Source organism: Haloferax volcanii DS2 (genome assembly GCF_000025685.1).
GTDB lineage: Archaea > Halobacteriota > Halobacteria > Halobacteriales > Haloferacaceae > Haloferax > Haloferax volcanii.
The window spans coordinates 1,945,477-1,970,993 of record NC_013967.1 but is presented as its reverse complement, the minus strand read 5'-3'; the positions used below and the strand labels follow the sequence as shown (position 1 = coordinate 1,970,993).

22 protein-coding genes and 3 pseudogenes are annotated in these 25,517 nt (G+C 63.8%); 15 read left to right on the top strand and 10 right to left on the bottom strand.

Annotated features, from left to right (window positions below; all coding sequences use genetic code 11):
* Window positions 1–214: 214 nt before the first annotated feature.
* Complete coding sequence (locus tag HVO_RS14830) at window positions 215–976, bottom strand: IclR family transcriptional regulator (RefSeq protein WP_004041991.1); 762 nt, start codon at window positions 974–976, stop codon at window positions 215–217.
* 211 nt (window positions 977–1,187) lie between these two features.
* Between HVO_RS14830 and HVO_RS14825 the strand changes: the two genes are divergently transcribed.
* The 8 genes from HVO_RS14825 to HVO_RS21035 all read left to right on the top strand — a co-directional run bounded on the left by HVO_RS14825 (window position 1,188) and on the right by HVO_RS21035 (window position 6,399).
* Window positions 1,188–1,613 (top strand): secondary thiamine-phosphate synthase enzyme YjbQ, encoded by a 426-nt coding sequence (locus tag HVO_RS14825; RefSeq protein WP_004041990.1) that lies wholly within the window; start codon window positions 1,188–1,190, stop codon window positions 1,611–1,613.
* Window positions 1,614–1,615: 2 nt separating this feature from the next.
* Window positions 1,616–2,392 carry a class I fructose-bisphosphate aldolase gene (locus tag HVO_RS14820; RefSeq protein WP_004041989.1) on the top strand — a complete coding sequence of 259 codons (777 nt, stop codon included), beginning with the start codon at window positions 1,616–1,618 and terminating at the stop codon, window positions 2,390–2,392.
* A gap of 28 nt (window positions 2,393–2,420) precedes the next feature.
* Complete coding sequence (locus HVO_RS14815; protein ID WP_004041988.1) at window positions 2,421–3,098, top strand: triose-phosphate isomerase; 678 nt, start codon at window positions 2,421–2,423, stop codon at window positions 3,096–3,098.
* Between the two features lie 106 nt (window positions 3,099–3,204).
* Window positions 3,205–3,501, top strand: coding sequence for a PTS sugar transporter subunit IIB (locus tag HVO_RS14810; protein ID WP_004041987.1), 297 nt, complete (start codon window positions 3,205–3,207; stop codon window positions 3,499–3,501).
* Between the two features lie 171 nt (window positions 3,502–3,672).
* Window positions 3,673–5,115, top strand: a complete 1,443-nt coding sequence (locus HVO_RS14805) for a PTS galactitol transporter subunit IIC (protein ID WP_004041986.1) — start codon at window positions 3,673–3,675, stop codon at window positions 5,113–5,115.
* Between the two features lie 115 nt (window positions 5,116–5,230).
* On the top strand, window positions 5,231–5,692 hold the full coding sequence (locus HVO_RS14800; RefSeq protein WP_004041985.1) for a PTS sugar transporter subunit IIA: 462 nt from the start codon (window positions 5,231–5,233) through the stop codon (window positions 5,690–5,692).
* A gap of 232 nt (window positions 5,693–5,924) precedes the next feature.
* A complete protein-coding gene (locus HVO_RS14795) occupies window positions 5,925–6,206 on the top strand; it encodes an HPr family phosphocarrier protein (RefSeq protein WP_013035533.1) in 282 nt (93 codons plus the stop codon).
* A gap of 16 nt (window positions 6,207–6,222) precedes the next feature.
* Complete coding sequence (locus HVO_RS21035) at window positions 6,223–6,399, top strand: hypothetical protein (RefSeq protein WP_013035606.1); 177 nt, start codon at window positions 6,223–6,225, stop codon at window positions 6,397–6,399.
* A gap of 341 nt (window positions 6,400–6,740) precedes the next feature.
* Here HVO_RS21035 and HVO_RS14790 read toward each other — a convergent pair whose 3' ends face one another.
* The 4 genes from HVO_RS14790 to HVO_RS14780 all read right to left on the bottom strand — a co-directional run bounded on the left by HVO_RS14790 (window position 6,741) and on the right by HVO_RS14780 (window position 10,038).
* Window positions 6,741–7,535: an intradiol ring-cleavage dioxygenase gene (locus tag HVO_RS14790; RefSeq protein WP_004041983.1), complete on the bottom strand. Its 795-nt coding sequence runs from the start codon at window positions 7,533–7,535 to the stop codon at window positions 6,741–6,743.
* 307 nt (window positions 7,536–7,842) lie between these two features.
* Window positions 7,843–7,992: a DUF7535 family protein gene (locus tag HVO_RS21030; protein ID WP_004041982.1), complete on the bottom strand. Its 150-nt coding sequence runs from the start codon at window positions 7,990–7,992 to the stop codon at window positions 7,843–7,845.
* 109 nt (window positions 7,993–8,101) lie between these two features.
* On the bottom strand, window positions 8,102–9,310 hold the full coding sequence (locus tag HVO_RS14785; RefSeq protein WP_004041981.1) for an MFS transporter: 1,209 nt from the start codon (window positions 9,308–9,310) through the stop codon (window positions 8,102–8,104).
* Between the two features lie 83 nt (window positions 9,311–9,393).
* Window positions 9,394–10,038 carry an SDR family oxidoreductase gene (locus HVO_RS14780; protein WP_004041980.1) on the bottom strand — a complete coding sequence of 215 codons (645 nt, stop codon included), beginning with the start codon at window positions 10,036–10,038 and terminating at the stop codon, window positions 9,394–9,396.
* Window positions 10,039–10,207: 169 nt separating this feature from the next.
* Here HVO_RS14780 and HVO_RS14775 point away from each other — a divergent pair, with 169 nt between their 5' ends.
* Both HVO_RS14775 and HVO_RS14770 read left to right on the top strand, forming a co-directional pair.
* Entirely contained in the window at window positions 10,208–11,221 is a 1,014-nt protein-coding gene (locus tag HVO_RS14775) for an NADP-dependent oxidoreductase (protein ID WP_004041979.1), read from the top strand.
* Between the two features lie 125 nt (window positions 11,222–11,346).
* The gene (locus tag HVO_RS14770) at window positions 11,347–12,594 is read left to right on the top strand and encodes an ABC transporter substrate-binding protein (protein WP_004041978.1); all 1,248 of its coding nucleotides are present in this window, start codon (window positions 11,347–11,349) and stop codon (window positions 12,592–12,594) included.
* 13 nt (window positions 12,595–12,607) lie between these two features.
* Here HVO_RS14770 and arcD read toward each other — a convergent pair whose 3' ends face one another.
* A complete protein-coding gene (arcD, locus tag HVO_RS14765) occupies window positions 12,608–14,077 on the bottom strand; it encodes an arginine/ornithine antiporter ArcD (protein ID WP_004041977.1) in 1,470 nt (489 codons plus the stop codon).
* A 373-nt stretch (window positions 14,078–14,450) separates the two neighbouring features.
* Here arcD and HVO_RS14760 point away from each other — a divergent pair, with 373 nt between their 5' ends.
* Both HVO_RS14760 and HVO_RS14755 read left to right on the top strand, forming a co-directional pair.
* Window positions 14,451–15,254 carry an IclR family transcriptional regulator gene (locus HVO_RS14760; protein WP_004041976.1) on the top strand — a complete coding sequence of 268 codons (804 nt, stop codon included), beginning with the start codon at window positions 14,451–14,453 and terminating at the stop codon, window positions 15,252–15,254.
* A gap of 246 nt (window positions 15,255–15,500) precedes the next feature.
* Window positions 15,501–16,826, top strand: coding sequence for a class-III pyridoxal-phosphate-dependent aminotransferase (locus tag HVO_RS14755; protein ID WP_004041975.1), 1,326 nt, complete (start codon window positions 15,501–15,503; stop codon window positions 16,824–16,826).
* On the opposite strand, the pseudogene HVO_RS21580 reads toward HVO_RS14755, so the two are convergent.
* Window positions 16,805–16,921: pseudogene (locus HVO_RS21580) on the bottom strand (IclR family transcriptional regulator); the annotation flags it as partial. The gene HVO_RS14755 and the pseudogene HVO_RS21580 overlap by 22 nt on opposite strands.
* Window positions 16,922–17,070: 149 nt before the next feature.
* Window positions 17,071–17,298, bottom strand: a pseudogene (locus HVO_RS21310) (transposase); the annotation flags it as partial.
* Between HVO_RS21310 and HVO_RS21575 the strand changes: the two are divergent.
* Window positions 17,299–17,442, top strand: a pseudogene (locus tag HVO_RS21575) (galactonate dehydratase); the annotation flags it as partial. It abuts the pseudogene before it with no gap.
* Window positions 17,443–18,036: 594 nt separating this feature from the next.
* Here HVO_RS21575 and HVO_RS14745 read toward each other — a convergent pair.
* Window positions 18,037–18,411: a hypothetical protein gene (locus HVO_RS14745; RefSeq protein ID WP_004041972.1), complete on the bottom strand. Its 375-nt coding sequence runs from the start codon at window positions 18,409–18,411 to the stop codon at window positions 18,037–18,039.
* A gap of 171 nt (window positions 18,412–18,582) precedes the next feature.
* Between HVO_RS14745 and HVO_RS14740 the strand changes: the two genes are divergently transcribed.
* Both HVO_RS14740 and HVO_RS14735 read left to right on the top strand, forming a co-directional pair.
* Complete coding sequence (locus tag HVO_RS14740) at window positions 18,583–20,799, top strand: glycoside hydrolase family 3 N-terminal domain-containing protein (protein ID WP_004041971.1); 2,217 nt, start codon at window positions 18,583–18,585, stop codon at window positions 20,797–20,799.
* Window positions 20,800–21,209: 410 nt separating this feature from the next.
* Window positions 21,210–23,312 (top strand): beta-glucosidase, encoded by a 2,103-nt coding sequence (locus HVO_RS14735; protein WP_004041970.1) that lies wholly within the window; start codon window positions 21,210–21,212, stop codon window positions 23,310–23,312.
* A gap of 441 nt (window positions 23,313–23,753) precedes the next feature.
* Here the strand turns inward: HVO_RS14735 and HVO_RS14730 are convergent, their stop codons facing one another.
* Window positions 23,754–25,388 carry a histidine kinase N-terminal 7TM domain-containing protein gene (locus HVO_RS14730; RefSeq protein ID WP_081442898.1) on the bottom strand — a complete coding sequence of 545 codons (1,635 nt, stop codon included), beginning with the start codon at window positions 25,386–25,388 and terminating at the stop codon, window positions 23,754–23,756.
* Window positions 25,389–25,517: the final 129 nt, after the last annotated feature.

The window sequence follows — 25,517 nt, the reverse complement described above, 5'->3', positions numbered from 1 at the left end:
CATATCTGGGTGACAAATGGCTCCGGTTCGGGAGAATACAATTAGATAACCGCAGAGAGAAGAGACATAATCAGATAGACCGTAATTATTGTTGGAGTAGCATGTATTCTGTATTTAAGAACTAGTGTTCACACTAACTGAACAGCACCATCAGAGCCGGCGGCGACTTGCAAGAGCCGTCGAGACGCTCATTACAACGGTATTCTTGTAATTCTTAGTGATTCGTGTGGAGTTCGATGACGTTGGCGGCGCTCTGGACGATGTCGGGAACCTCGTCGGTGAACCGCTCGTTATTCATGCGGCTGACGGGTTGCGAGACGCTGATTGCACCCAAGACGGTCCCGTCTTTCGCGATGATGGGTGCGCCAACGCATCGGAGCCCTCTGATGAGTTCCTCGTTGTCCACGGCATAGCCCCGGTCACGGACCGTCGCCAACTGTGCGTCGAGTTCCGCTCTGTCGGTAATCGTCTGGTCGGTCTCCGCGGGAAGGCCGTGTTCCTCGATGATTTCGTCGACGCGCTCGGACGGGAGGTGCGCCAGTATCGCCTTTCCGAGACCGATGGCGTGGAGCGGCCGTCTGAGGCCGGGGTAGATGTCTAAATCGACCGCCCGCTCACCCTGTTCGGAGGCGAGATAGACGCCCTGTCCGTACTCCTCGACCATCAGGTTCGCGAGCTCACCAGTCTGGGACGCCAACCGGTGGACCTCCCGCTTCGCCACCTGATACAGCGGGTGGCGGTGCTGTACGTATCCCCCGAACCCGAGCAGGCGGAGACTCAGTTCGTAATCGGTCCCGTCGCGGACGACGAACTTCTCGGCTTCGAGCGTGCTGAGGTGGTTGTGAACCGTGCTCTTGTTCATCCCGAGTTCCCGCGCGAGGAACGTCACACTGCTCGACCCGTGTTCTCGAAGCGCGTCGAGCACCCGAATCGTCTTCCGACTCGTTTCGATCCGGTTGGGCGCGTTTTCTGTCATAACTGCGTGTCGTCGAGGCAACGTAAATAGTTTGTTCCACCGAGCAGAACAACTGTTCGACTCGGTGAGACAGTGGAGCGAACCACCGACACCGTCCGAACGGTGGTTGTAGAAGGGAGAGCCCAAGATATCTGCCGCCTAACGGTCGCTGTGCGGCGTTCGGGAGATTGTCGGCAAAAACTATTTACGCTCACTCCCTGAGCTACGGTGTATGGAGATACAGACAGAGAGCTTCTCCATCGAGAGCCACAGCAGGTTCGAGATTCTGAGCGTCACTCCCGAGGTGGAAGCGACCATCGAGGACCTCGGCGTGACCGATGGACTCGTGTACGTGTCGACGCCCCACACGTCTGCGGCGCTCTCGACCAACGAGTACGAAGAGAAGCTCCTCGACGACATGATAGACAAGTTCAAGCAGATAGCCCCCCCGGACGACGGCTACTACCACGACCTCGACCACATCACCGCGGGCGAGCAGCCGAACGCCCACGCGCACCTCATCTCCGCGATGATCAAGCGACCGGTCCTTCTCGTCCTCCGCGACGGGGAGCTCGACCTCGGGACCTGGGAAGAGGTCATGTTCTTCGAACTGTGCGGCCCGCGCGAGCGAACGATTACCACGACGATTCTACGATAACCATGACGGACCAACGACTCGGACGATCGGTGACTGTCGCCATCGACCACGGCCTCCATTGGGGTTCGCTTGAGGGGTTCGAGGACCCCGCGGCGCTCCTCGACACGGTGTTGGACGCCGGCCCCGACGGTATCCTGGCGAGCGTGCCGTTTCTGAAGCGCTTCGAGGACCGAATCGACGCCGCCGACGTCCACACCATCGGCACGCTCGACCTCCTGTACGACTCAACGATGCCGGGCGACGTCGAGAACGCCGAAATCCACTCTCAGGTGTTCAGCGTCGAGGACTGCGCCGAGGTGGCCGACGCCGCGAAAGTCGCGCTCGTCTTCGGGCGGGAGAGTCCCGACGTGCTGAAGGAGAACGCCGAGTTCGTCGCGGCCGCGGCCGAGGACTGCGACGACGCGGGGATTCCGCTCATCGTCGAGCCCACACTCTGGGGCCAGCGCGCTGACGACGAGTTCGACACCGACTACCTCGTCAACGCCAACCGCCTCGGCTTCGAACTCGGCGCGGACATCCTGAAGACGCCGTACCCGCCCACGGGCTTCGAGCGCATCGTGCACAACGCGCCGGTGCCGACGTACATCGCCGGCGGCCCCACCGTCGAGACGGACCGAGAGGTACTGGAGATGGTCCACGGTGCCGTCGAGGCCGGTTCGCAGGGCGTGATGTTCGGCCGGAACGTCTGGCAGCGGGACGACCCCGCGGCCATCATCGACGCGCTCTCGGCCATCGTCCACGAGGGCGCGACTATCGAGGAGGCGGAGACGCTATTATGACTCCCCGAGGTAATCCCCGGACCCACTGATGAACCTTCCGTACCCCCACTTTCAGGTCAACTTCAAGGTGTATCCGGACACGAGCGGCGAGGACGCGCTCGCGTTCGCGCGGCTGCTCGAAACGATAGAGGCGGAGACCGACGCGCGCTTCGTGTTGACGCCGCAACTGCCGGACATCCGGCTGATAACCGAACACACCGACCTCGCCGTCACCGCGCCCGCGATGGACGCCGTCGAGCCCGGTCGCGGGATGGGGAAAATCCTCCCGGAGACCGTCGCAGACGCGGGGGCCGACGGCGTCGTCATCAACCACGCGGAGAACCGCGACACGCTGTCCGACCTCGTGTGGAAAACCGAGCGCTGTCGCGACCTGGACCTCGACTCGGTCGTCTGCGTCGACAGCATCGAGATGGGTCGCGCGGTCGCGGAGTTCGACCCCGACTCGATGATATACGAGATGCCCGAGGACATCTCGTCGGACCGCGCGATTACGCAGACGCACCCCGACCGCGTTCGCGACTTCATGTCGATGGTCGAGAGGGAGAATCCGCGCACTCGCGTCCTCGTCGGCGGCGGCATCTCGACCGCCGAAGACGTCCGCCTCGCCTTCGAACAGGGAGGTCACGCGACCGGTGCCGCGTCGGCCGTGTCGCTCGCGTCGGAGCCGGAGCCGCTCCTCCGCGACATCGCCACGAGTTTCCCCTGAGACGGCCGCCGACGGCAGACCGTCCCGTCTCGCTCCACTCGGGACTGCGGCGCGTCGGACCGGCGCAATCTTTTTAGTGGTCATCGATGATGTGCAATACACGACAATGACAGCGAAAAACATCCTCGTAGTGTGTGGCACATCGGTTGCGACGTCGACGGTCGTCAAGGAAGCGCTGAAAGAGAAGCTCCCGGAGCGCGGCCTCGACATCGGGACCATCGCCAAGGCGAAGGCGACGGAAGCCCCCGGCAAGGTCTCGTCGGGGAACTTCGACCTCATCGTCACCACGACGCAACTCAACGAAGACAAGTTCGACGTCCCGGTCATCCACACGACGGCGTTCATGACCGGTATCGGCCAAGACGAGGTCCTCGACGACATCGCCGCGGCGCTCGAAGGCTGACCGATACGTCGCCGACACGAATCTTCACGAATGACAGCAACATTTATGTAGAGACACTCTCATTCTGAGACAGGGTTGTGAGTTAATAACATGGTAGTACCAGACGTATTCTTACAGAGTGGTGTGAGTTCCCTGTTGAATTCTATCAACAGCGTAATCCAATCGTTGGGCGTGAGCGTCCTCCTGCCGATAATCATCTTCCTCATCGCGCTCGCGTTCCGGGTGGACGTGTTGAAGGCGGCGCGCTCGTCCATCCTCATCGGTATCGGGTTCATCGGCATCAATCTCGTCATCGGGCTGTTCAGCGAGAACATCAGCCCGCTGGCCCAACAGATGGTCGAGGTGACCGGTGTCACGCTTCCAGCGGTCGACGTCGGCTGGCCCGCCGCCGCCGCCATCGCCTTCGGTATCGCGGAACTCGGCGTCTGGATGATTCCGCTGTTCGTGGTGATGAACCTCGTCCTCTTCGCTATCGGCTTCACGTACACGCTCAACGTGGACATCTGGAACTACTGGCACTTCGCCTTCATCGGCGGACTGGTCTACATGAGCACGAACAACTGGCTGTACTCGGTGGCGGTCGGGCTGACGCTGGGGCTGTTCGTCCTCGTGGCCGCGGACTGGACGCAACCGGCCGTCGAGGAGACGTTCGACACGCCCGGAATCTCCATTCCGCACGGGACCTCGGCACCCTACGCCGTCGCCGCGATTCCGATTCACTGGGCGGTGGATAAGACGCCGCTCGGGAACATCGAAGCCGACCCCGACGCGATTCAAGACCGGTTCGGCATCCTCGGCGAACCAATCTTCGTCGGCCTCGCCATCGGGCTCGTCATCGGTATCGCCGCCTACAGTAACGCGCTCTTCGTCGCCGAGAGCTGGTACGCCATCCTCACCGCCGGCATCTCGTTCGCCGCGGTGATGCACATCCTCCCGATGATGGTCGGCATCCTCATGGAGGGGCTGACGCCGCTTTCGGAGTCGATTCGGAACTACATGACCTCGCGGTTCGAAGACCGCGACATGGCGATCGGCCTCGACTCGGCCATCCTCATCGGCCACGAGTCGGTCATCGCGTCCAGCCTGCTCATCGTCCCCATCGCCATCGTGATGTCGATTATCCTCCCCGGCAACGACGTGCTGTGGGGAATCGACCTGGCGACGTTCCCGTTCTTCTTCGCGCTGATGGTCCCTATCATGAACGGCAACATCGTGAAGATGGTCGTCACGGGCACCATCCTGCTGGTTCCGCTGCACTACATCTCCTCCGCGGTGGCTCCGCTCCTGACGCAGGCGGCTGGGAGCGCGGGCTTCGACCTCGGTGGTCGCGGGCTCATCACGTCGCCCGTCGCTGACGCGGGGTCGCCCGCGACGGGCATTCTGGCCCTCATCCCGGCACCGGTCGCCCTCGCGGTCGGACTCGTCGTCGTCCTCGGCATCTGGGTCGCGCTTCGGATGTGGCCCCAGCGGATGTACATGGTCGCCGGCGCGTCCGAAGAGAAAGCGCGGGAGACCGTCGAACGTCGTCACACCGGCAAAGGCGGCGGCCTCCTGCCCAACAAACTCGGCTCGACCGTCGACGCCTCGGGCGCAGAGGGTCGCTCCGACGACTGACCGCGCAGTTACCCGTCGGTGTCCGCGACTCGACCGCGACGAGTCGCCGCGTTTTGCGGCATCGCCGGCGAACCGGTACCAACACTTTTCTCGGAGACCCGCGTACGACTCATCGATGCAAACCGAAAGCCTCGAACTGACTGGCGAGACGGACGAAGCGGTCCTCACGGAACTCGGCGCGTACGCCTACGACCAAGGCTGGGCCGACAAGAGCTACGCGGACGCCCTTCTGGCACGCGAAGCCGATTACCCGACGGGACTCGACATCCCGACGATGGGGTTCGGTATCGCCATCCCCCACGCCGACCCCGACCACGTCACAGAACAGGCCGTGCTCCTCGGACTGCCGCCCGCGGGCGAGTCGATAGCGTTCCGGAGCATGGACAACCCCGACGAGCGCGTCGACGCCGAAGTCGTCGTGTTACTCCTCGTGACAGACACCGACGGGTACTCGTCGTTCCTCTCGAACCTCGCGAAACTCTTCCAGGCCGAGGAGTTCGCCGAACTGACGAAGCGCCGCGACGCCGACGGCCTGCTCGACCTCGTCGTCGAGCGCTGCGTCGATTTCGACGGCTGAAAGGGAGAAGACGACGCCGCGGAGTGGTGCTTCACGACGAGCGAGCGACCAGTACTCCACTTCACTCCATTCCACTCTCCTCCAGTTCTCAGTCGACGAGCGCTCGCACGTCCTCGCGGGTCTCGGCGCTGAGAGCCGCCTCGGCGAGCGCCGGCGTCGAGTCCGCGTCCGCCGGCAAAGGCGCTCGCCTAGCGGAAAAGCCTTAGTACCGGCGTGGGAAATGCCCGCACGGATGGCAGCGAAATCAGCGACAGTAGTCGTAGAGCACGAGACTGGTCTCCACGCGCGTCCCGCGTCGATGTTCGTCCAGACGGCGTCGAAGTTCGAGACGGACATCTCCGTGCGGAAAGCCGGCGGGGAGACGGAGGTAGACGCCAAAAGCAGTATCGCCGTTCTCTCGCTCGGTGTCGGCCCGGACGAGGAAATCGTCATCACCGCCGACGGTAACGACGGCGAACAGGCCGTCGAGCGACTCGTCGAACTCGTCCGGAACGACTTCGACCTCGATACGTAGACGACCGCTCGGACTCGTGGCCGATTCGACGCCCGACGACGTAGTGGGCGAGACGAGTGACTACAAAGCCGCCTGCAACCGCGTCGGTGCTTCGACCGTGGAGGGGAGCGGCCTCGCGGAATCGGTCGCGATTCCCCTACCGGTTCTAAGACAGAAATATGATGATTTCTGGTATCATTCAGATATCCTATGATTTAGTGGATAGTTCGAGAGTTCGAAGGGTATTCCGGATAGTCGCACTGTAAATGGTATCAGACGGCGATTCAGATTTCAGATAGTCGGAGACTCGCGATTTGACGTCCGGTGATGTTATCTGAGCTTCCTGCCAGTTTCAAACGCTGATATCGGTGTTTTCGAGGATATACTATCATACCAATGCCTCTGCCTACTATATATTTCTGATATATATTCTATATTGGTGTTTCTGGCGTCGAACCGGGGGAGTCACGGCACGCGTCGCGACCGAGAGACGAGCGCCGTCGCCGACGAGGGCGTCGCGCGTCACGACGGATTCGCCAGCGATCGGCGCGACGACTACTCGGTCGTCGTGTCGTTCATCGTGGCCGGCGGGTTGGAGTCGCTCGATGGCTCGGACCCGTTCGGTGGCTCGCCCGGGCCGCCGCCACCGGCCGAAAACGAGTCGTCCGCGGCCGTCTCGCCGGACGTGTACAGCGCCACGTTGAGCGTGCCGCTGTAGCCCTCGCTCGTCTCGGTGAGGTCGAGGACCAACTGTGCCGCGTTGTCCTGTTGGAAGATGTTGTCCTCCGAGTTCAGCGTGTCGCGGTCGCCGCGGTCGGCGTACGGCGCTTGGGTGTACACCCGGTCGGTGAGATCGTCGTCGAAGAACAACTGCGAGGTGAACTCGTAGGCCTCCGTCGCGTCGTCCGACGAGCGGACCTTGAAGTGAATGTGGACGGCACGCCCCGTGTACCAGCCGGGATAGATGGTCGTGAACGAGGCCGCACCGGCGTCGTCGGTGAGCTGAATCCCGCGGAGGAAGTCCTGTCCGACGGTGTTCTGCATCTCCACGTCGGAGTAGACGCCGCTGGCGTTGGCGTGCCACACGTCGACGATGGCGTTATCGAGGGGCGTACAGCTGTCTTCGGTCAGTTCGAACACCTTGAATCCGAGGTCGAGCCTGACGCCGTCTTCCTGCTCGCCGGTGTCGCTGTCCGCCCGGATGTCCGAGCGCCGGAGGTTCTCGTCGACGTAGTACGGCCCTTCGGTCAGTTCGGGCTGGGCGACGCAGGCGGTCGTCCCGTCGCTCGTCGTGACCGACGTATCGGTCATGGTCCCCGTCGCCGGGTAGTCCGGGTCGTCGGTCGACATCGCGGGCGACGCGGTCGTCTCGGTGCTCGTCGCGTTCTCGGTGTCTGTCCCCTCGGCGTCACCGCCGGACGTACAGCCGGCGAGCCACGCCGCCGCGGCCGTCCCGCCGACCGCGAGCGCCTGCCGCCGCGTCAGCAGCCGACCGACTGGTTCGTCGTCGGGCCGATAACCGTTGGCCGAACTGGGGCAGAACTGAGGCCCCAGTTATCCACAAATTCGAGTGCAATCGGGGGTGTCGCGGCACACCTGACGGTCAGGCGGTCAAAAAACACGTGTCGAACTGCGGCCTGGCGGGAGGTCGGCGCGCCTAGTGGAACAGCCGCCACACCAGTCCGAGGAGGATGAACGGCGCGAACGGGATCATGAGGACCGCGATTCCAGCGACGATGAGCGTCCCCATGAGACCCATTTGGATGTTCGAGTAGTCGGTTCGAACGGGGTTGACTGCGCGAGCCATATCTATTCGTCGGGTTGCCCTATACATAAGCTAACTGGATAGTTAATACATAAATAGACGCGAGAGCGGGGGCGATGGCTGTGGGAGAAAACACGACGCAACGGTGGGCCTACACCCGACTCGGTTCCGGTGCACGGAGCGCCAAGAGCACGCCGACGAGGGCGACCCCGCCCGCGGCGAAGAACGCCGGTGCGTATCCCGCGTAGTCGATAATCGCGCCGGCGGCGATGGGGGCGGCGAACGCGCCGAGGAGTCCGACGCTCGTCAGGAGTGAGACGGCCGTGGTCCGCACCGCGGGGGCGACGAGTTCGGCGATGTACGAGAAGATGAGCCCCGTCACGAGTTGGATGGCGAAGCCGACGACGACGACCGCACCGACGACGTAGCCGAGTTCCGAGACGAACGCGAACGCGACGACCGCCGGCGTGGCGACGGCGAACGACGAGACGATGACGCGGCGGCGACGACCGCCGAACACGCGGTCGGTCACCACGCCGCTCGTCGACCGCGCGACCGCGCCGATGGCGGGGAACAGAGCGGTCAGGAGACCGCTCGCCGCCAACGAGATTTCGAACTCGCTGGCGAGGAAGCTCGGCAGCCAGGTGTTGACGAACAGGTACAGCGAGTAGGCGAGAAAACAGAGCCCGCAGACGGTCCAGACCGCCAGGCTGCCGAACAGTTCGCGGAGTGCCGCCCCGTCGGGGGACGGCGCGTCGACACCGGGGACGCGGCGGCGAGTCGCGGCCGCGAAGAACACGACGCCGACGACGGCGACCCCGGCGTAAAGCGGGAGAATCGCGGGCCAGCCCGCCGCGTTTGCGATGAGCGGGCTCCCGAACTGCCCGAGGGCGAACCCGACGGGCGCACTCGCGGTGAACACGCCGACCGCGGTCGCGCGCCGTGCCGGCGGGACCGCGTTGCCGACGACGTTCGCGCCCGCGTTCCAGAACGTGACGTAGGCGAGTCCGCCGAGCACCCGCGAGGCGAGGAGCCAGCCGAACGCGCCGGCGGTGGCCGCGTACCAGCCCCAGCCGCCGGCGACGACGAGCGCGACGGTCGCCAGTCCGACCACGCGGCGCACGGAAAACCGGTCGAGGACGACGCCGACGGGGACGCTCGTGACGACCGCCGTCGCGTACATGATGCTGACGAGCCAGCCCGCCGCGCTCGAACTCAGTCCGAGGGAGTCCTGAATGGCCGGAAAGACGCTCGCCGGGGCGATTTCGTAGGCCGCGGCCGCCGTCGAAAGCAGGAAGAAGCCGACGACGATGCCCAGTGTCTCGCGTCGCGTGCCCGTCGTGTCGTCAGTCGTACTCACGGTTTCGCTAGCTGCTCGGCGGAAGGGTATGAAACCGCGTGATTGCGGTCCGATTGCGCCGCGGCCGCGGGTGCCTCACCGACTCAGTCGTCCCCGCGGAGCGCCCGCTCGATGGTCGTGTCGCCGCCCGTGAGCGTCAGCGTCTCGCCGACCGTCCGGTCGATATCGAGACTGGCGACGACCGCCTGTGCGACGTCGGCCCGCGGAATCTCGGGCGTGTCGCCGTCGAGACTCTCGACGGTCAGCGAGACGGAGCCGGTGCCCTCTGCGTCGGTGAGCCTCGTGGGGCGGAGAATCGTCGCGTCGAGCGACGACTGTTCGAGGTAGTCGTCCGCGCAGCGCTTGGCGACCAGATACGGGCGCAGCGCCTCCGGGCCCGAAAGCGGGTCGCCCGCGCCGGTGGAGCTAATCATCACGAAGCGGTCGATACCCGCCTCGACGCAGGCGTCGACCACGCGCCGAGCGCCCCAGAGGTCGACCATGAGCGTCTTGTCCGCGCCGGTCGACCCGCCGGAGCCGGCGGTGAACACGACCGCGTCGGCCCCGTCGAGCGCCGATTCGAAGTCGCCTTCGAGGTCGCCCAGTCGCGGCTCACCGCCGCGGTCGCGGACCGCCTCGAACTGCGATTCGTCGCGGACGACGCCGACGGGGTCGTGCCCGGCGTCCGCGAGTCGGGGGAGTAGCTCTCGGCCGATACCGCCGTTCGCGCCGATGACTGCGACCTGCATCGTTCGCTGTCCCGTAGTCCCCCCGGCCAGATAGGGACTGGGTTCAGCGAAGGTGACGTGCGCGACTCGTCGCGGTGGAGCACCGACCCCGACACCCGATATCCCTCGTCGAACCGGCGGGTGCTGCTGGAAGCAACACCGTCGTTGGTCCGCAGGTCGGTGTTCACGTATGCGCGATTCGAACCGCCAGTGGATATTCGCCGAACGGCCCGAGGAAGAACCGGACATGGACAGTTTCGAACTCCGCGAGGGCGACCTGCCGGAGCCGCGACACGGGGAGCTCCTCGTTCGCGTGCGGTACCTCTCTGTCGACCCGTACATGCGCGGCCGGATGCGGGACGCGGAGTCGTACGCCGAGCCGTGGTCGGTCGGTGACCCGATGCAGGGGGCCGTCGTCGGTGAAGTCGTCGAGAGCGAAAGCGACGCGTACGACGCGGGCGACCTCGTGAGCGGTAACGGGACGTGGGCCGACTACACCGTCCTCGACGCCGACAACGTCGCGCCCGTCGACCCCTCGGTCGCGGACCTCCCCGCCTATCTCGGCGTGCTCGGGATGCCCGGCCGGACGGCGTACTTCGGCCTGCTCGAGGTGGGCGACCCCTCGCCCGGCGAGACGGTCGTCGTGTCCGGCGCGGCCGGCGCGGTCGGCTCCGTCGTCGGCCAGATTGCGAAGTTCAACGGCTGTCGCGTCGTCGGCTTCGCCGGCTCCGACGAAAAGGTGTCGTGGCTCACCGACGACCTCGGCTTCGACGCCGCAATCAACTACAAGGCGGTCGACGACTACCGGGCGGCGCTCGACGACGCCGCCCCCGACGGCGTCGACGTCTACTTCGACAACGTCGGCGGCCCCATCACCGACGCGGTGTTCACGAAGCTGAACCTCGACGCTCGCGTCGCCGTCTGCGGGCAAATCGCCCACTACAACGACGAGGGCGTACCGACCGGCCCGCGAAAGCTCCCGCAGCTCATCGCGCCGCGCGCGAAAGTCCAAGGGCTGCTGGTCGGTGACTACGCCACCCGCTTCGGACAGGCCAGCGAACAGCTCGGGTCGTGGGTCGCGTCGGGCGACCTCGAACACCGCGAAACCGTCGTCGACGGGCTGGAGAACGCGCCCGACGCGTTCCTCGGACTGTTCTCCGGCGACAACATCGGCAAGCAGGTCGTCGGCGTATCGGAGCCCTAACCCGACGCCGACGCGGGCGGCGGCGGAGTCCCGGTCGACTCCCGGACGCGGACCGTCGTATCACTCAGTTTTAGGCCGGACTAAATTTCGAAGCAGCTATATTGTTTTAGGCTGGCCTAATTCGTATGCTGGACGACGCTGACGAGAACGCGGAACCGACGCGGAGAGATTACCTGAAGTACGGCGGGGCGCTTTTCGGTGGCGGAGCGCTCGCTGGCTGTGCCGGGCAGTCGGGCGACGGCGCGACGACGACGGCGACCGAGACCGCCACGGCGACGGAGGCCGAGGCGGAAGCCACCGAGACGGCGACCGAGACGGCCGAATCGGGCTACGCGGCCGAGTTGTCGCCGGTCGGGACGGTCACGTTGGACGAACCGCCGACGAACGTGTTCACCCACTTCCCGTGGTTCCCGGACATGGCGAGCGCGCTCGGGCAGGGCGACACCGTCAACAACCTCTGGTGGGACGGCACCGTCGCGGGGCTCGAATACTTCACCGCCGGCTTCGACGGCTTCGAAATCGAGTGGGCGGACGCGGCGGGCGAGTACGGCTTCACGAAGGAGCGACTGTACGAACTCGACAGCGACCTCCACCTCGTCGACCCCGCGTGGGTGACCACGCAGGACAACTGGAACCGATCCGACACCGACGAAGTCGCGGACAACATCGGCCCGTGGTTCGGGAACTATTACAGTAACTTCAACGCCGCGCCGCCCGAAGAGTGGGCCGACGGCTACGAGTATTACGACCTCTGGGAGCTGTTCGAGCGCGTCGCGTCGCTGTACGGCGAACGCGAGCGCTACGAAGCGCTCCAGTCCGTCCGCGACGACCAGCTCACTACCGTCGAAGACGGCCTGCCGCCGGAGTCCGAGCGCCCGACCGCCGCGTACCTCTCCATCTCGACGGACCTGTCGAGCATCTATCTGCTCCGCCTGAACGCGCCCGGCTACTGGAACGCCCACACCCGGCCGCTCGGCGCGGTCGACGCCTTCGGTGACGAAGAGTTCACGGGGCCGTTCCAGGAGGTCGACGTGGAGGCGCTTCTCGAAGCCGACCCCGACGTGATTCTCGCGCTGTGGACGGTCACGGAGACGTTCGACTTCGACGGGCTGAAACAGAACCTCCGGGACGACCCGGTCGGCCGCGAACTGGCGGCCGTCCGGAACGACCGCGTCTACCCGCAGGGGACCCGGTGGCAGGGGCCGCTGATGAACCTGTTCCAGACCGAGATGACGGCCAAACAGCTCTATCCCGAGCGGTTCGGCGCGTGGCCGACCTACGAGGACGGCGACGACTACCCCGACTTCGGGGCCGACGAACAGCTGTTCGACCACGCGCGGGTCGAGGAACTCGTCGCGGGAGGGAGTTTGTAGGTGCGGGTCCTCGTCAGTCGTCGGTCGACGAGGGCGAGCCGCGACGGTCGCCGGCGTCCCCGGGGGCTTCGCCCGGCTGGTAGGTAATCTGCCACCCGGTCACGCCCATGAGGAGCAAGACGAGCGGCGACAGCAGGCCGAAGAAGTAGTACGGCGCGTACTCGAGGGTACCGACGCCGAGCGTGCCGGCCATGAACAGCGCCCCGCTGTTCCACGGGATGAGCGCGCTCGTCGTCGTCCCCGCGGACTCGATAGCCCGCGAGAGGTTCTCGCTTTGGAGTCCCTGTTCCTCGTAGAGGTTCCGGAGCGTGATGCCGGGGACGACGATACTGATGTACTGCTCGGCGGCGAGGACGTTCATCGACACCGCGGAGACGGCGGTCACGCCGGTGAGACTCGCGACACCGCGGCTCAGCCGGCCGAGGTGGTGTGCGAGCACGGCGAGGATGCCGGCGCGTTCGAGCATCCCGCCGAGCGACAGCGCCGCGATGGCGATGGTGACCACCCACGCGCCGCCGATCATCCCGCCGCTGGCCAGCAGGCCGTCGACGAGTTCCATCCCGGTCGACGGCGAGGTTCCCGACTGCGCGATGGACCACACGGCCCCGAACGCGGTTCCCTGCATCACGACCGACGTGAGTGCGCCCGCGAACACGCCCGCGCCGAGCGTCGGCAACGCGGGCACGCCGTAGAGCGCGAGGCCGAACGTGACGACGAGCGGGGCGAAAGTGAGCACCGAGATCGCGTACGACCCGGTGAGCGCGCCCTGAATCTCGGCGATGCGTCCCACCGGGATGTTTCCGGAGGCTTGGACGCCGAGGACGGCGTACAGCACGACGGCGATGCCGAACGCGACGAGGGAACTGTCGCGCATGGCGTTGACGTGGTCGAACAGGTCGGTGTTCGTGACGGCGGCCGCGAGGTTCGTCGTGTCCGACAGCGGCGACTGTTTGTCGCCCATGTACGCCCCCGAGAGGATGGCCCCCGCGGTCATCGGGGCCGGAATCCCCAACCCGGCGCCGATGCCGATAAACGAGACGCCGAGCGTGCCGGCGGCCGTCCACGACGACCCGATTGCGAACGTGACGATCGACGCGAGCACCGCCGTGATGGGCAGGAAAATCGTCGGCGTCAGCAGGTCGAGGCCGTAGTACATCAGGCTCGGAATCGTCCCCGCGGCGACCCACGTCGCGATGAGCGCGTAGACGACGAACATGATGAGGATGACCTGAATCCCCATGTGGAGGCTGTCGGTGATGCCGTCGTAGAGCTCCGCCCAGGAGATGCCCAGCCAGTACCGACTGAACAAACCGGTGAAGCTGATGCCCCAAAACAGGGGGAACTGCGGGTCGAGGCCGTAGACGACGATGCCGACGCCGAGGAAGACGAGCATCCCGAAGACGGGGACCAACGCTTCGAGCAGCGAGGGTCGGTCGTCGGCGTCAAGTTCCTCGTACAGGCGGGGCTCGAACGCTAACCCCATCGTGACACCTCCACCGGTCGCGGTCCGTCGCCCGCCCGCCCCGTCGGGGTTCCGCGGCCGAGGCCGCCCGAGACCGGACCGGCGCGGTCGGCGCGTGCCGTCGGTCCGCGTTCACCGACCGTCGTTGGAAGCCGATACGTGCGCGCTCGCACCCGGTCCACCGCGGGCGCATCCCGGCGGCGGCCAGATGGTTGACAGTCCATACCACTCGAACAATCATGAATGTCCCATATAAATTTTTATTTGGAGATTTCACCAGCGAATGTTTGATAAAGTCAAACAAGATAGCGACTAGAGCGGACAAACGGGGATGTCAGTCGAATCGCAGTTTGATATAACAGAACTAATAGCACTCCACCGAGTTCGGGGTCGTATGGACGACAGTCGCCCCGCGGACGGCCCGCGTCGAATCAAATCCGTACAGACGGCGAGCGAGATTCTGGCCGCGATACAGCGGCGGTCCGACCCGACGTTCAGCGACGTCTGCGACGAACTCGACGCCTCGAAGGGGACCGTCCACACCTATCTCGCGACGCTCGAAGCGGAGGGACTCGTGGCGAAGGTCGACGGCCGCTACCGCCTCGGCCTCCGACTGGTCACGATGGGCGAAACCGTGCGCAACGAGACGCCGCTGTACCGCGCGGGACAGGTCGAGGTGGACAAACTCGCCGAGACGACCAGCGAGTACGTCCACCTGACGGTCGTCTCCCGCGGCAAGGAGGTGACCATCTACGAGAGTCGCGGCGACAACGCGGTCGCGACCGACTACCACCTCCGGATGCGCGAGGCCCCGCAGTACCTCCATTGTACGGCGACCGGGAAGGCGATGCTCGGCCACTTCGACGACGACCGCGTCCGCGACATCGTCGACGACCAGGGGCTCGTCGAGCAGACCGACAACACCATCTCCGACGCCGACCGCCTGTTCGACGAACTCGAGGAGATTCGCGAGCGGGGCTACGCGGTCAACGACGAAGAGGAGCTTCGCGGCATGCGCTCTATCGGTGCACCGATTCGCGGCGTCGACGGCGACGTCTGCGGGGCGGTCAGCGTCACCGCGCCGACGAGTCGACTCTCCGGGGACCGCTTTCGCTCGGAAATCCCCGAACTCGTGATGCAGGCGGCGAACATCATCGAGGTGAACCTCGAAACGACCACGTTCGACCCGTCCCGGTGAGCCGGACTTTGACGATTCCAAACGTCGCGCGACTCCGGCGCGTGGCGAGTCACCTCACGAGGAGCGCCCTCGGCGCGAACCGCCGCCGATTCGCGATCTGCGACGCGTTCGCACGCTCCGATATAGTTCGTTATTATCAAACAACTTCCCCAGATAATCAGACGTTCGGCTACCGAGACCCATCTTTGAAGACGTTACTCATTTTTCTAGGTAGTTTTATGTTACATTGTCCACCAGGGTGTTCGTATGGATCGAGACTCAGTCGAGCCGACCGTCACGTCGCTCCCGGGACCGAAGGCCTCAGAGTGGGTCGAGTATCACCAGTCGACCGCCGCGACGAGCACGTACGTCTACGAGTTCGTGTGGGATATCACCAAAGACGCCGTCGGGCCGTTCTGTACCGACCCCGACGGCAACGTGTTGCTGGACTTCACGAGCCACGTCGCGGCCGCGCCGCTCGGCTACAACAACCCCGAACTGCGGTCCCGCCTCGACGACCTCGACCTCGTCGACCCGATGAAAATCGCGGGTCAGGACTTCTACGTGAGCACCGGCGGGTCGCCCGAGACGGCGTCGCTGCCCGGGCCGGCCCACCTCATGGACCGCCTGACCGACCTCACCGACCACTACGGCCTCGACACGGTGTTCCTGTCGAACTCCGGGGCCGAAGCGGTCGAAAACGCCATCAAAATCTGTTACGACGCCTGCGAGACCCCGAAGTACGGCATCACCTTCGACGGGGCGTTCCACGGCCGCACTCTCGGCGCGCTCTCGCTCAACCGCTCGAAGTCCGTCCACCGCCGCAAGTTCCCCGAAGTGAGCGGCATCCACGACGTGCCGTACTCGATGGCGGGCCTCGAAACGCTGCGCGACAAACTCGACGATACCCACGGTCACCTCCCCGCCGACCAAGTGGCGTTCCTCATCCTCGAACCCGTTCAGGGCGAAGGCGGCTACCACGTCCCGAGCGAGGCGTTCATGCGCGAGGTACAGGCCATCTGCGACGAACACGACATCCCCGTCATCGCCGACGAGATTCAGTCCGGCGTGGGTCGGACCGGCGAACTGTGGGCCTCGGACCACTACGACCTCGAACCGGATGTCATCACCAGCGCGAAGGCGCTTCGGGTCGGCGCGACGGTGGCGAACGAAGCGCTGTTCCCCGACACCGAAGCGCGACTGTCATCGACGTGGGGTGCGGGCGACATCCTCGCGTCGATTCAGGGCACGCTGACGCTCGACGTCATTCAGGAACAGGACCTCATGGCGAACGCGACCGAAAAGGGCACGCGGTTCCGCTCGGACCTCTCTCGGCTCGCCGAGCGGACCCCCTGTCTCACTGACGTGCGTGGCCTCGGGCTGATGACTGCCGTCGAATTCGATACCAAGGACCGTCGCGACGAGGTCCTCGAGGCCGCGCTGTCCGAGGGGCTTCTCACGCTCGGCTGCGGTAAGCGGTCGCTTCGCCTCCTGCCGCCGCTCGACGTGACCGACCGCGAACTCGACCTCGCACTCGAATGCCTCGAAACCGCCCTCGACAGCGTCGCGACTCACCGCGTCAGGTCGACCTGAATAGATTTCGCGGTGCTGATGACCTGCCCGGTGATGTCCTCTTCGAGATACCGGCCGGTGAGTCGACTCGACGGCCCGCAGACCCCGATAGCCGCCGCTGGCGCGCGCAGTCAGGGCGATGGGGTTCCAACCCCGTTGACATCTCCCCGCGCCTGAAGACGTCCCCAGAACGCAGAGCGTTCTGGTGTGCGAACGAGGCGCAGAGCGTCTCGTCAACGCGGGAATCCCGACCGCAGTTGGGATATTAGGGTTCGCGGTTAGCAACTTGTTCTCGTGGGGCGAAACGGCCCTCACTACGGTCGAACAGGTGAACCGCTGGCTGTGCCAACCTGCCGCTATCCCTATCACCGCCATCCGTGGCGAGACTTGAGAGTACCTTTTGTCGAATATTCTCTGCACCATTCACGTCCGCGTTCGCCACTGTATCGCACTCCTTACACACGTACAGTCCACGTTCAACACGCTGGTTCTCGACGACGGCTTCGTCAAGCGACCGACCGGTCCGGGGTTGGGTATCGAGGTGGACGAGGGGTACGTCCGCGAGCGCTCCCAAGACGAGGTCAACTGGTACAACCCCGTCTGGCACCACGACGACGGCCGACTCGCCGAGTGGTGAGCGGAGGGCGTCCGCCGCGAACGACTCACCGTGAGGCAGGCCGGTCGGTCAGTATCTTCACCACATATGTGCTCTATTCGAACAATACAGCCATCTGAGTTAACAGACAAATATACATGCTAGTATAGTTTCTATGGAGAGAATTAGCTATCTTTGAGAAATAGCTTTATTGCTGAAATCAAACTAGAGTTGGGAAAATCTCAGATAAATACTTACTTACATCATACTTGAATAGTGTACCTCCATTTATACCAATATAAGTCAAAAACTTCAAAATAGCTCTGAGAATAGATATTCTATATCGTCGCTTCTAATATATTCTCTCCAGATATTATTGAATAGTATTTGCACTACTATATAGGGGGTTGTTCGCGGTAATCGCGTCTCGAATCAGTGTTTACCACGGGGGTCCTCGATACCAAGGACACCACGACCTAACGAGCGAGCGCCGCAGTCGACCGGCGCGGACCGAGCGACGAGTAGTCCTGCGACAGCGCTTTAATCATCCTCGACGCGCCGGTCCACCCCGATGAGTGAGCCGAGCCCGCCGAACGCGGCGATATCGCGGTCGAATCTGCCGGCCCAATAGTGAACTTACTGTTCGGTCTCGTACTGGTCCATCACGTAGGAGAGAAGCGGCGCGATGTCTCGCGGTTCGGCGTCTTCGAGCAGTTCGAGACCGAGTGCGACGACGAGCGGGTAGTAGTGCCGGAGTTTCTTTAGCTCGGCACCGCTCGACCGCTTCGATTCGAGGCTGTGTTCTCGGAACACCAGCTCCAACTCCTCGCGGAGTTCCGCGGGGAGGTAGACGGTTATCCCCACCCACTCGGATTTCACGTCGAGGTCGTCGTTCGGGAGCGTCGTCTGCTGGTTCGACCGGTTTGACCACTGCTTTGCGAGCCCGGTCGGCGCTTCTTGATGCTCCAGCGGGCTTTGTTCCGGGGCGTCCGTGGGTTCGTCGTCAGTCATGCGTGGGCCTCCCGGAAGGCGGTGGCATCCGTGTCGAATATCGCTGTGAGAGACATCGTGTATTACTCGTATTACGGGTTACTCGCCGCGGGCATAACAGTTTCCCCGCATCGGAGGTAGTTTGATATGGGTTTCACAGCATCGTCTAGTATGACCAGCCAGCCGCCATACATGGGCTCAGGTCAGTCGACCGAGGCCCGGGTCGCTGACCTGCTGGAGCGCATGACGCTCCGGGAGAAAGCCGGGCAGATGGTGGGGCTGCACGTCGGCTCGTTCACCGTGTTACAGCGCGAGACCTCTTGGACGACGACGTTAGATGACGCCAAAGACGCCATCCGCGACCACCAGGTCGGGTCGGCCACGCCGTTCGGCACCGGCTTCTCGCCGTACAACACCGCCGTCGTCGCGGGCCGCGTCGCGAATCAACTCCAGCGCGTCGCCGTGAACGAGACGCGGCTGGGCATCCCGCTTCTCGTCCCGGTCGACGCGATTCACGGCCACGCGCACATCGAGGGAGCCACCGTGTTCCCGCACAATCTCGCCATGGCGGCGACGTGGAACCCCGACCTCGCCGAGCGCGCCGCGCGAATCACGGCGGTCGAGATGGCGGCGACCGGCGCGAACCAGAACTACGCTCCGACCGCGGACGTCGCCCGGGAGCCCCGATGGGGGCGAACGTACGAGACGTACGGCGAGTCCTCGTCGCTCGTCGAGGCGTTCGTCGCGGCGGAGACGCGGGGCCTCCAAGGTGAGTCGTTGCGCGACCCCACGTCAGTCGCGGCGACGGTGAAACATTACCCGGCGAGCAGTGAGCCGACCCGCGGCGAGGACACGGCACCCGTCGATATCTCGATGGGGACGCTCCGACGCGTCTTCCTCCCGCCGTTCGAGCGCGCCATCGACGAGGGGGTCGCGGGGGTGATGCCCATGTACAACGCGCTCGGGAACGAACCCGCGCACTCCTCGACGTTCTACCTGACCGACCTCCTCAGAGACCGCCTCGGGTTCGAGGGCGTGACCTGTTCCGACTGGCTCGCCGTCTGGATGCTCGTCGAGCGGCACCAGACCGCCGCATCGTTCGCCGAGGCGGTCGAACAAGTCGCGACCGCCGGACTCGACATCGCGTCCGTGGGGGGAACCCAGCACGCGGACACGCTCTGTGAACTGGTCGAGTCGGGCGACCTCCCGGAGTCACTACTCGACCGAAGCGTGCGGCGCATCCTCGCGCTGAAGTTCGAACTCGGGCTGTTCGAGGACCCGTACGTCTCACCGCGGTCTGCAATCATCGACGTGGGGTCCGAGGACCACCGGCGGGTGTCGAGGGAAGCCGCCCGACAGTCCGTGACCCTCTTGCAGAACGACGAGGAGACGCTGCCGCTGGGCGACGTGGACGAACTCTTCGTGACGGGGCCGAACGCCGACTCGCTCGATAACCTCCTCGGCGGCTGGACGGTGTTCGACTTCGACGAAAACGAAGGCCCGACCGTTCGGGACGGCTTGGAACACGTCGTCGACGACGGAACGACGGTGACGTACGAACCGGGCGTGGGTTCGGACGAGTCCGCAGGGAGAGACGCCGTCGCAAGTCGCGCCGAACGCGCCGACGCGACGGTCGCCGTCCTCGGTGAGCCGTGGTACCTCCACGAGTTCGGCCCGGCGTCGCTACGCGGCGAGAACGGCGGCTTCCCGCAACGGAACTCGCTGGAACTGCCACCGGCACAGCGGGACCTACTGGACGCCGTGGCCGCAACCGACACGCCGACGGTCCTCGTGCTCGTCACCGGGCGACCGCTGGTTCTGACGGACGTGCTCGACCAGGTCGACGCGGTCGTCGTCGCGTTCTTCCCCGGTCTCGAAGGCGGTCGCGCGATTGCCGACGTGCTGGTCGGGAACACGAACCCGTCCGGTCGCCTGCCGATTACGTTCCCCCGCTCGATGGGCGACTTCCCGGTTCGATACGACTGGCTTCCGCATCCGAGTCCGTTGGGGATGGACGAACATCTCCCGTCGTACGACCCGCTTTTCGAATTCGGCTTCGGGCTGAGCTACACGGAGTTCACGTACGACTCGCTCGACGTGTCCGAGGAGACCATCGCTGACGGAGGCGAGGTGACCGTGTCGGTGACGGTGACGAACACCGGCGACCGCGCGGGAACCGAGACGGTCCAGTTGTTCGGTGAGCACCGACACAGCTCCGTGGTGACGCCCGTCCGTGAGTTGCAGGGCTTCACGAAGGTCACGCTCTCGCCGGGCGAGACGCGAACGGTGATGATAACGCTCACCGCCGACGACCTCCGGGTCGTCAAACCGGACGGCTCCCGGACGCTCGAAAGCGGGGCGTACGAGCTGTTCGTCGGCGACCGAACCCAGACGCTGGCGATATCGTAATACCGGTATTACCGAATCGTGAGGTCCGTTTTATACACACCTGTACCGTCGAACTAAACACGGGCACGGACCGAACGTCGGGTGGGCACGAGATAGGATTACACCCTTATTTGTGTAATCTTTGGTCGCGGGGAACACACACATCGCGTCGAGTCCCAACGTGAACGCGTCGACCCCGCGCATGCGATTCCGTTTTAGAAATACTAGTAATACGGATATGATGTCGATGGGATGGGTCTCTCGACCGAACGGGAAACAGCGGTGCTTCAAGGCGAGACTCCGCAGTTCTCCTTCCGGTCGTTCGAGTGCAGTGTTCGGTTTCGACCCGAAATCCGGGGCGGCGAACGGCGAGTAATACTAGTCATATTTCCAATCGTTTTATGAGCGTTTGCCGGCACTTGACCACAGGGATGGAAACCGCCGAAGCCGACGTTGAGACGGTAGTCGACGAACTCACGCTCGAAGAGAAAATCCAACTCGTCCACGGCGCGGTCGACCCGGACGGAACGGCGACGGGCTACCTCCCCGGCGTCGACCGACTCGGAATTCCGGAGTTCAGGCTGGCCGACGGACCGCTCGGGGTCCGCGTCAACGGCTCGCCCGCCACGCTGTTTCCCGCGTCGATCGCCCTCGCGGCGACGTTCGACCCGAATCTCGCGCGCGAGCAGGGGGCCGCCATGGGGCGCGAGGCGAACGCCCGCGACCAAGACGCGCTGCTCGGTCCCGGGCTCAACCTCATTCGGGTGCCGCACTGCGGACGGAACTTCGAATACTACTCCGAAGACCCCGTTCTCACGGCCGCGTTCGCCGGGGCGGCCGTCGAGGGTATCCAGTCGGCCGACGTCATCGCGACCCCGAAACACTACGTCGCCAACAACCAAGAGACACACCGAGCGTCGGTGAACGTGAGCGTCAGCGAGCGTGCGCTCAGGGAGTGTTACCTCCCCGGGTTCAAAGCGGCCGTCGACGCCGGTGCCGGGTCGGTCATGACCGCCTACAACTGCGTCAACGACTCGTTCATGAGCGAGAACCGCCCACTCGTCACTGACGTGCTGAAAGGCGAGTGGGGCTTCGACGGCTACGTCGTCTCCGACTGGTTCGGAGCCGTCAGCACAGTCGAGTCGGCCAACGGGGGGCTGGATCTCGAAATGCCGGGCGTCACCCGCGACGAACTCTGGGAGATGTTCGACCTCGAACCCCCCGAAGACGACGATGACGCCGTCTTCGGCGAGACCGCGGACGTTTCGGACGGGATGCCGGACATGACCAACACCGGCAACTTCGGCGGCCCGCTCCGCGAAGCCGTCGAACGCGGGGACGTCCCGCACGCGCGACTGGACGACATGGTCACGCGGATACTCCGACAGATGGAGCGCATCGGCGTGCTCGGCGGGGGCCGTGCGGCATCGCCACCCGAGGACGACGGCCACCGAGAACTCGCAGAGACCATCGCCGCTCGCGGGACGGTCCTCCTGGAGAACGACGGCACACTCCCGCTCGCGGACGACGCGGACGTTGCGGTCATCGGCCCCGGCGTCGAGGAGATTTCGACGGGCGGCGGGTCATCGGAGATGGACGCGCTCCACGAAGCCCCGACGGCGACGGGAATCGACGCGCGCGCGACGGGCAGCGTCACCGTCGAGCGCGGCGTCCCGCCCATCGAGAAAGTCTCGTTCTTCGGCGGCGACGACGAGGGCGACGACCAGCGACCGGACCCCACACTCGACGATGCGGTCTCGGCGGCGGCGGACACCGATGTCGCCGTCGTCGTCGTCGAGGACGCCGCCGCCGAGGCGGTCGACCGCGACGACCTCACGCTCCCCGGCGGGCAAGACGAACTCGTCGAAGACGTGGCGGCGGTCAACGACAACACCGTCGTCGTCGTCCAGTCGAGCGGCCCCGTCGAACTCCCGTGGCGCGACGACGTGAGCGCGGTTCTGGAGTCGTGGTACCCCGGACAGGCCGACGGCGACGCGCTCGCGGCCGTCCTGTTCGGTGACGCCGACCCATCGGGACGGCTCCCGGTCACCTTCGCGAACGAGGAAGACTACCCGGTGACCGACGACGCGACGTTCCCGGGAATCGACGGCGAGGTGCAGTACGACGAAAACCTGCTCGTCGGCTACCGGTACTTCGACGCGACCGAGGCTGACCCCGTCTATCCGTTCGGCTACGGGCTGTCCTACGCGGCGTTCGAATACCGCGGCGCGGAACTCGTCGACGAGCGCCGCGTCGAAGTCACGGTCGAAAACGTCTCCGACCGGGCGGGTCGCGAGGTGGTGCAGGCGTACGTCCGACCCTCGAACGCGAGCGACGACCGGCCCGTCAGCGAACTCGGCGGCTTCGAAGCCGTTTCGATTCCGGCCGGTGAGACGGTGACCGTCGACGTCGACATCGACGACCTCGCGTTCACGGAGTACGACGAGACCGCGGGCTGGACCGCGCTCGAAGGGCCGTTCACCATCGAAATCGGTCGGTCGGCGCGAGACGTCGAGTTCGAACTGACGCTGTAAGCGACCGAGCGCCGTCGCCCCTCACAGCGTGGAGGACGGGTATGGAGGAACAGAACTACGCTGGCATCGAACTCCGGTCACATATTCACATAGACTCGAATAAAGAGATATGTGTACTTAAAGCATAACTAACCAGAAAAGAAATTATCTAAACTAAGAATAATAATTTTTCAAATATATCTCGCACCGGAGTATTGATTGAATTCTATTTTAAAAATATTAATTTAATATTTTATAACCGTTTTGAGTTTAATATGCGGATATATATGTCAGAAAGCGACCAGTAACAGAATTCAACAGTCCTTCTGGAAAAAATACTCAACATAGATTGATATTAAGATAGTCATTTCACATATGTAGTAGTTCAAATACACACAATACTGTTGCGGCCGTGTCCGGTCTCTCGCAAACGACTGGGGGCGCGGGAGTCGCAGGGAGTTGCTAAACGTCAGAGGTCGAGTCCGGTCGATTCAGTGTGATTCGAACTTCCGTTCCGGAATCGGAGACCTGCACACTGAGCGTCCCGTTCGAGCGGGAGACGATCCAGTAGACCAACCACAGACCGATACCGGACCCGTGTTCGAGGTCCGTCTCTTCGCCGGCTTCTAACACGGCGAATTCGGATGGCGGTAACCCCGGTCCGTTGTCCTCGACGATAATCGTCACGTCCGTCGGGGACACGTCGGTTGTGACGCGCACAGCAATCGGCTCCTCGCCGGAGTGGTGAGAGATAGCGTTCTCGATTAACTCGGTGAGTGCGAGGTCAAACCGGGGGTGTGCGTCGAGTACGACGTCGTCGACAGCGAACGAGACACAGCTCAACAGCTCGGCCGGCATGTTCTGTTTGACCTTGGAGAGGTACTCTTCGAGCGGGCGCTGGTCCGTTTCGGCGTACGACAGCACGGTCTCGATCTTCCGCGCTTTCGCCGCTTGGTCAACGACTTTCATCGAACGCGTGTGAATGCGGTCCGCCGACCGCGCGGTCTCGCCGTTCGTTGAGTCTCGGATAATCGCCGCAAACCCCGCGATTACGTTGAGGTCGTTCCGAATGTTATGCCGGAAGATACGCGAGAGAACTTGCTTGAGCAGATCTAACTCCTCTTCGCGCTCCTTGAGCGCCGTAATATCGCTCAACACGACGATTTTCCCGGTCACACCCCGACCGTAGACGATTTCGGATGCTTCGATGGAAAATATCCGCGTGCCGCCGTCCAGTTCTAATTTGATGACGCCGGTGTCTTGTTCGTCCGAAGACACGGCGGATTCGGAGATGAGTTGTTCGATTTTGGTCCCGATGACACTCTGATCAGACAGTTGGCTCCCGGCCCGGTTCGCATCCACGATGTGCCCGGAAGAGCCAATCACGAAGATGGGGTCCGTAATCTCATCAAACGTCTGTTCGCGAGCGACGGGAACGAACTTCAGCAACCCGTGTTCTCGAATCGAATACGCGAAAAAGAGTCCGGAAAACGAGTACAAGACCGACGTGGGATCGAAATAGATCGGAACGACCCCCGCGACCTTAACCATCGTCGAGCCGACGAGCATCGAAAACACGACCAGGAGGTACACGGTTTGTCGGCGCTGTGTGCCGTTCGTCCGGAGCAGTTCGCCGACGAACATGCCCGCAGCCAGAAACACGAGGAGGTAGCCATAGACCTGCGTTACGAGAACTTTCAGCGGGCCGTCGAACATTGGAAAATGTAACACCCCATCGGCGGTCACGTAGTATGCAGTTGTAAAGACCAACTCGTACGGGTTACTCCAGGAGAGAACGAATAGCACTGCGAGTGGGCTGAACAACGCAGCAACGACGGTTGACGGGACCGTTTGTTTGAAAACGAACTCGTACGCGAGTAAGAAGAACGTCACTGCGGCAGTCGGAATCGACACCCAGAAGAAATTTGCGACCGCTAACGTGAGACCCGGGTCCGGGATGAGTGTGAACGTCGCGAACAATAGTGCCCAGAGGCCCCCCGTGGCCATCGATAAGATAAACCAGATGACTCCTGGTTTGTCACGTTCCTTCCAGAGAAGACAGCAGTTCACGACAGATGGAATCACCCCAAGATACATCAGCGCTATGGAGATTTCGAGGGTGAGCCATCGGTCAAACACCGTGTTCTATACCAGTAGATGGGTGCTAATTATTCTTTTTGGAATTGTGTAATATAGTCCACAGATTTGCACCCGAGACGCATATCT

Bases quoted from the DNA above. Each gene is read 5' to 3' on its own strand.
- HVO_RS14830 (WP_004041991.1), bottom strand. From the start codon at position 976: ATGACAGAAAACGCGCCCAACCGGATCGAAACGAGTCGGAAGACGATT.
- HVO_RS14825 (WP_004041990.1), top strand. From the start codon at position 1,188: ATGGAGATACAGACAGAGAGCTTCTCCATCGAGAGCCACAGCAGGTTC.
- HVO_RS14820 (WP_004041989.1), top strand. From the start codon at position 1,616: ATGACGGACCAACGACTCGGACGATCGGTGACTGTCGCCATCGACCAC.
- HVO_RS14815 (WP_004041988.1), top strand. From the start codon at position 2,421: ATGAACCTTCCGTACCCCCACTTTCAGGTCAACTTCAAGGTGTATCCG.
- HVO_RS14810 (WP_004041987.1), top strand. From the start codon at position 3,205: ATGACAGCGAAAAACATCCTCGTAGTGTGTGGCACATCGGTTGCGACG.
- HVO_RS14800 (WP_004041985.1), top strand. From the start codon at position 5,231: ATGCAAACCGAAAGCCTCGAACTGACTGGCGAGACGGACGAAGCGGTC.
- HVO_RS14795 (WP_013035533.1), top strand. From the start codon at position 5,925: ATGGCAGCGAAATCAGCGACAGTAGTCGTAGAGCACGAGACTGGTCTC.
- HVO_RS14790 (WP_004041983.1), bottom strand. From the start codon at position 7,535: ATGTCGACCGACGACCCGGACTACCCGGCGACGGGGACCATGACCGAT.
- HVO_RS21030 (WP_004041982.1), bottom strand. From the start codon at position 7,992: ATGGCTCGCGCAGTCAACCCCGTTCGAACCGACTACTCGAACATCCAA.
- HVO_RS14780 (WP_004041980.1), bottom strand. From the start codon at position 10,038: ATGCAGGTCGCAGTCATCGGCGCGAACGGCGGTATCGGCCGAGAGCTA.
- HVO_RS14775 (WP_004041979.1), top strand. From the start codon at position 10,208: ATGCGCGATTCGAACCGCCAGTGGATATTCGCCGAACGGCCCGAGGAA.
- HVO_RS14770 (WP_004041978.1), top strand. From the start codon at position 11,347: ATGCTGGACGACGCTGACGAGAACGCGGAACCGACGCGGAGAGATTAC.
- arcD (WP_004041977.1), bottom strand. From the start codon at position 14,077: ATGGGGTTAGCGTTCGAGCCCCGCCTGTACGAGGAACTTGACGCCGAC.
- HVO_RS14760 (WP_004041976.1), top strand. From the start codon at position 14,451: ATGGACGACAGTCGCCCCGCGGACGGCCCGCGTCGAATCAAATCCGTA.
- HVO_RS14755 (WP_004041975.1), top strand. From the start codon at position 15,501: ATGGATCGAGACTCAGTCGAGCCGACCGTCACGTCGCTCCCGGGACCG.
- HVO_RS14745 (WP_004041972.1), bottom strand. From the start codon at position 18,411: ATGACTGACGACGAACCCACGGACGCCCCGGAACAAAGCCCGCTGGAG.
- HVO_RS14740 (WP_004041971.1), top strand. From the start codon at position 18,583: ATGGGCTCAGGTCAGTCGACCGAGGCCCGGGTCGCTGACCTGCTGGAG.
- HVO_RS14735 (WP_004041970.1), top strand. From the start codon at position 21,210: ATGGAAACCGCCGAAGCCGACGTTGAGACGGTAGTCGACGAACTCACG.
- HVO_RS14730 (WP_081442898.1), bottom strand. From the start codon at position 25,388: ATGTATCTTGGGGTGATTCCATCTGTCGTGAACTGCTGTCTTCTCTGG.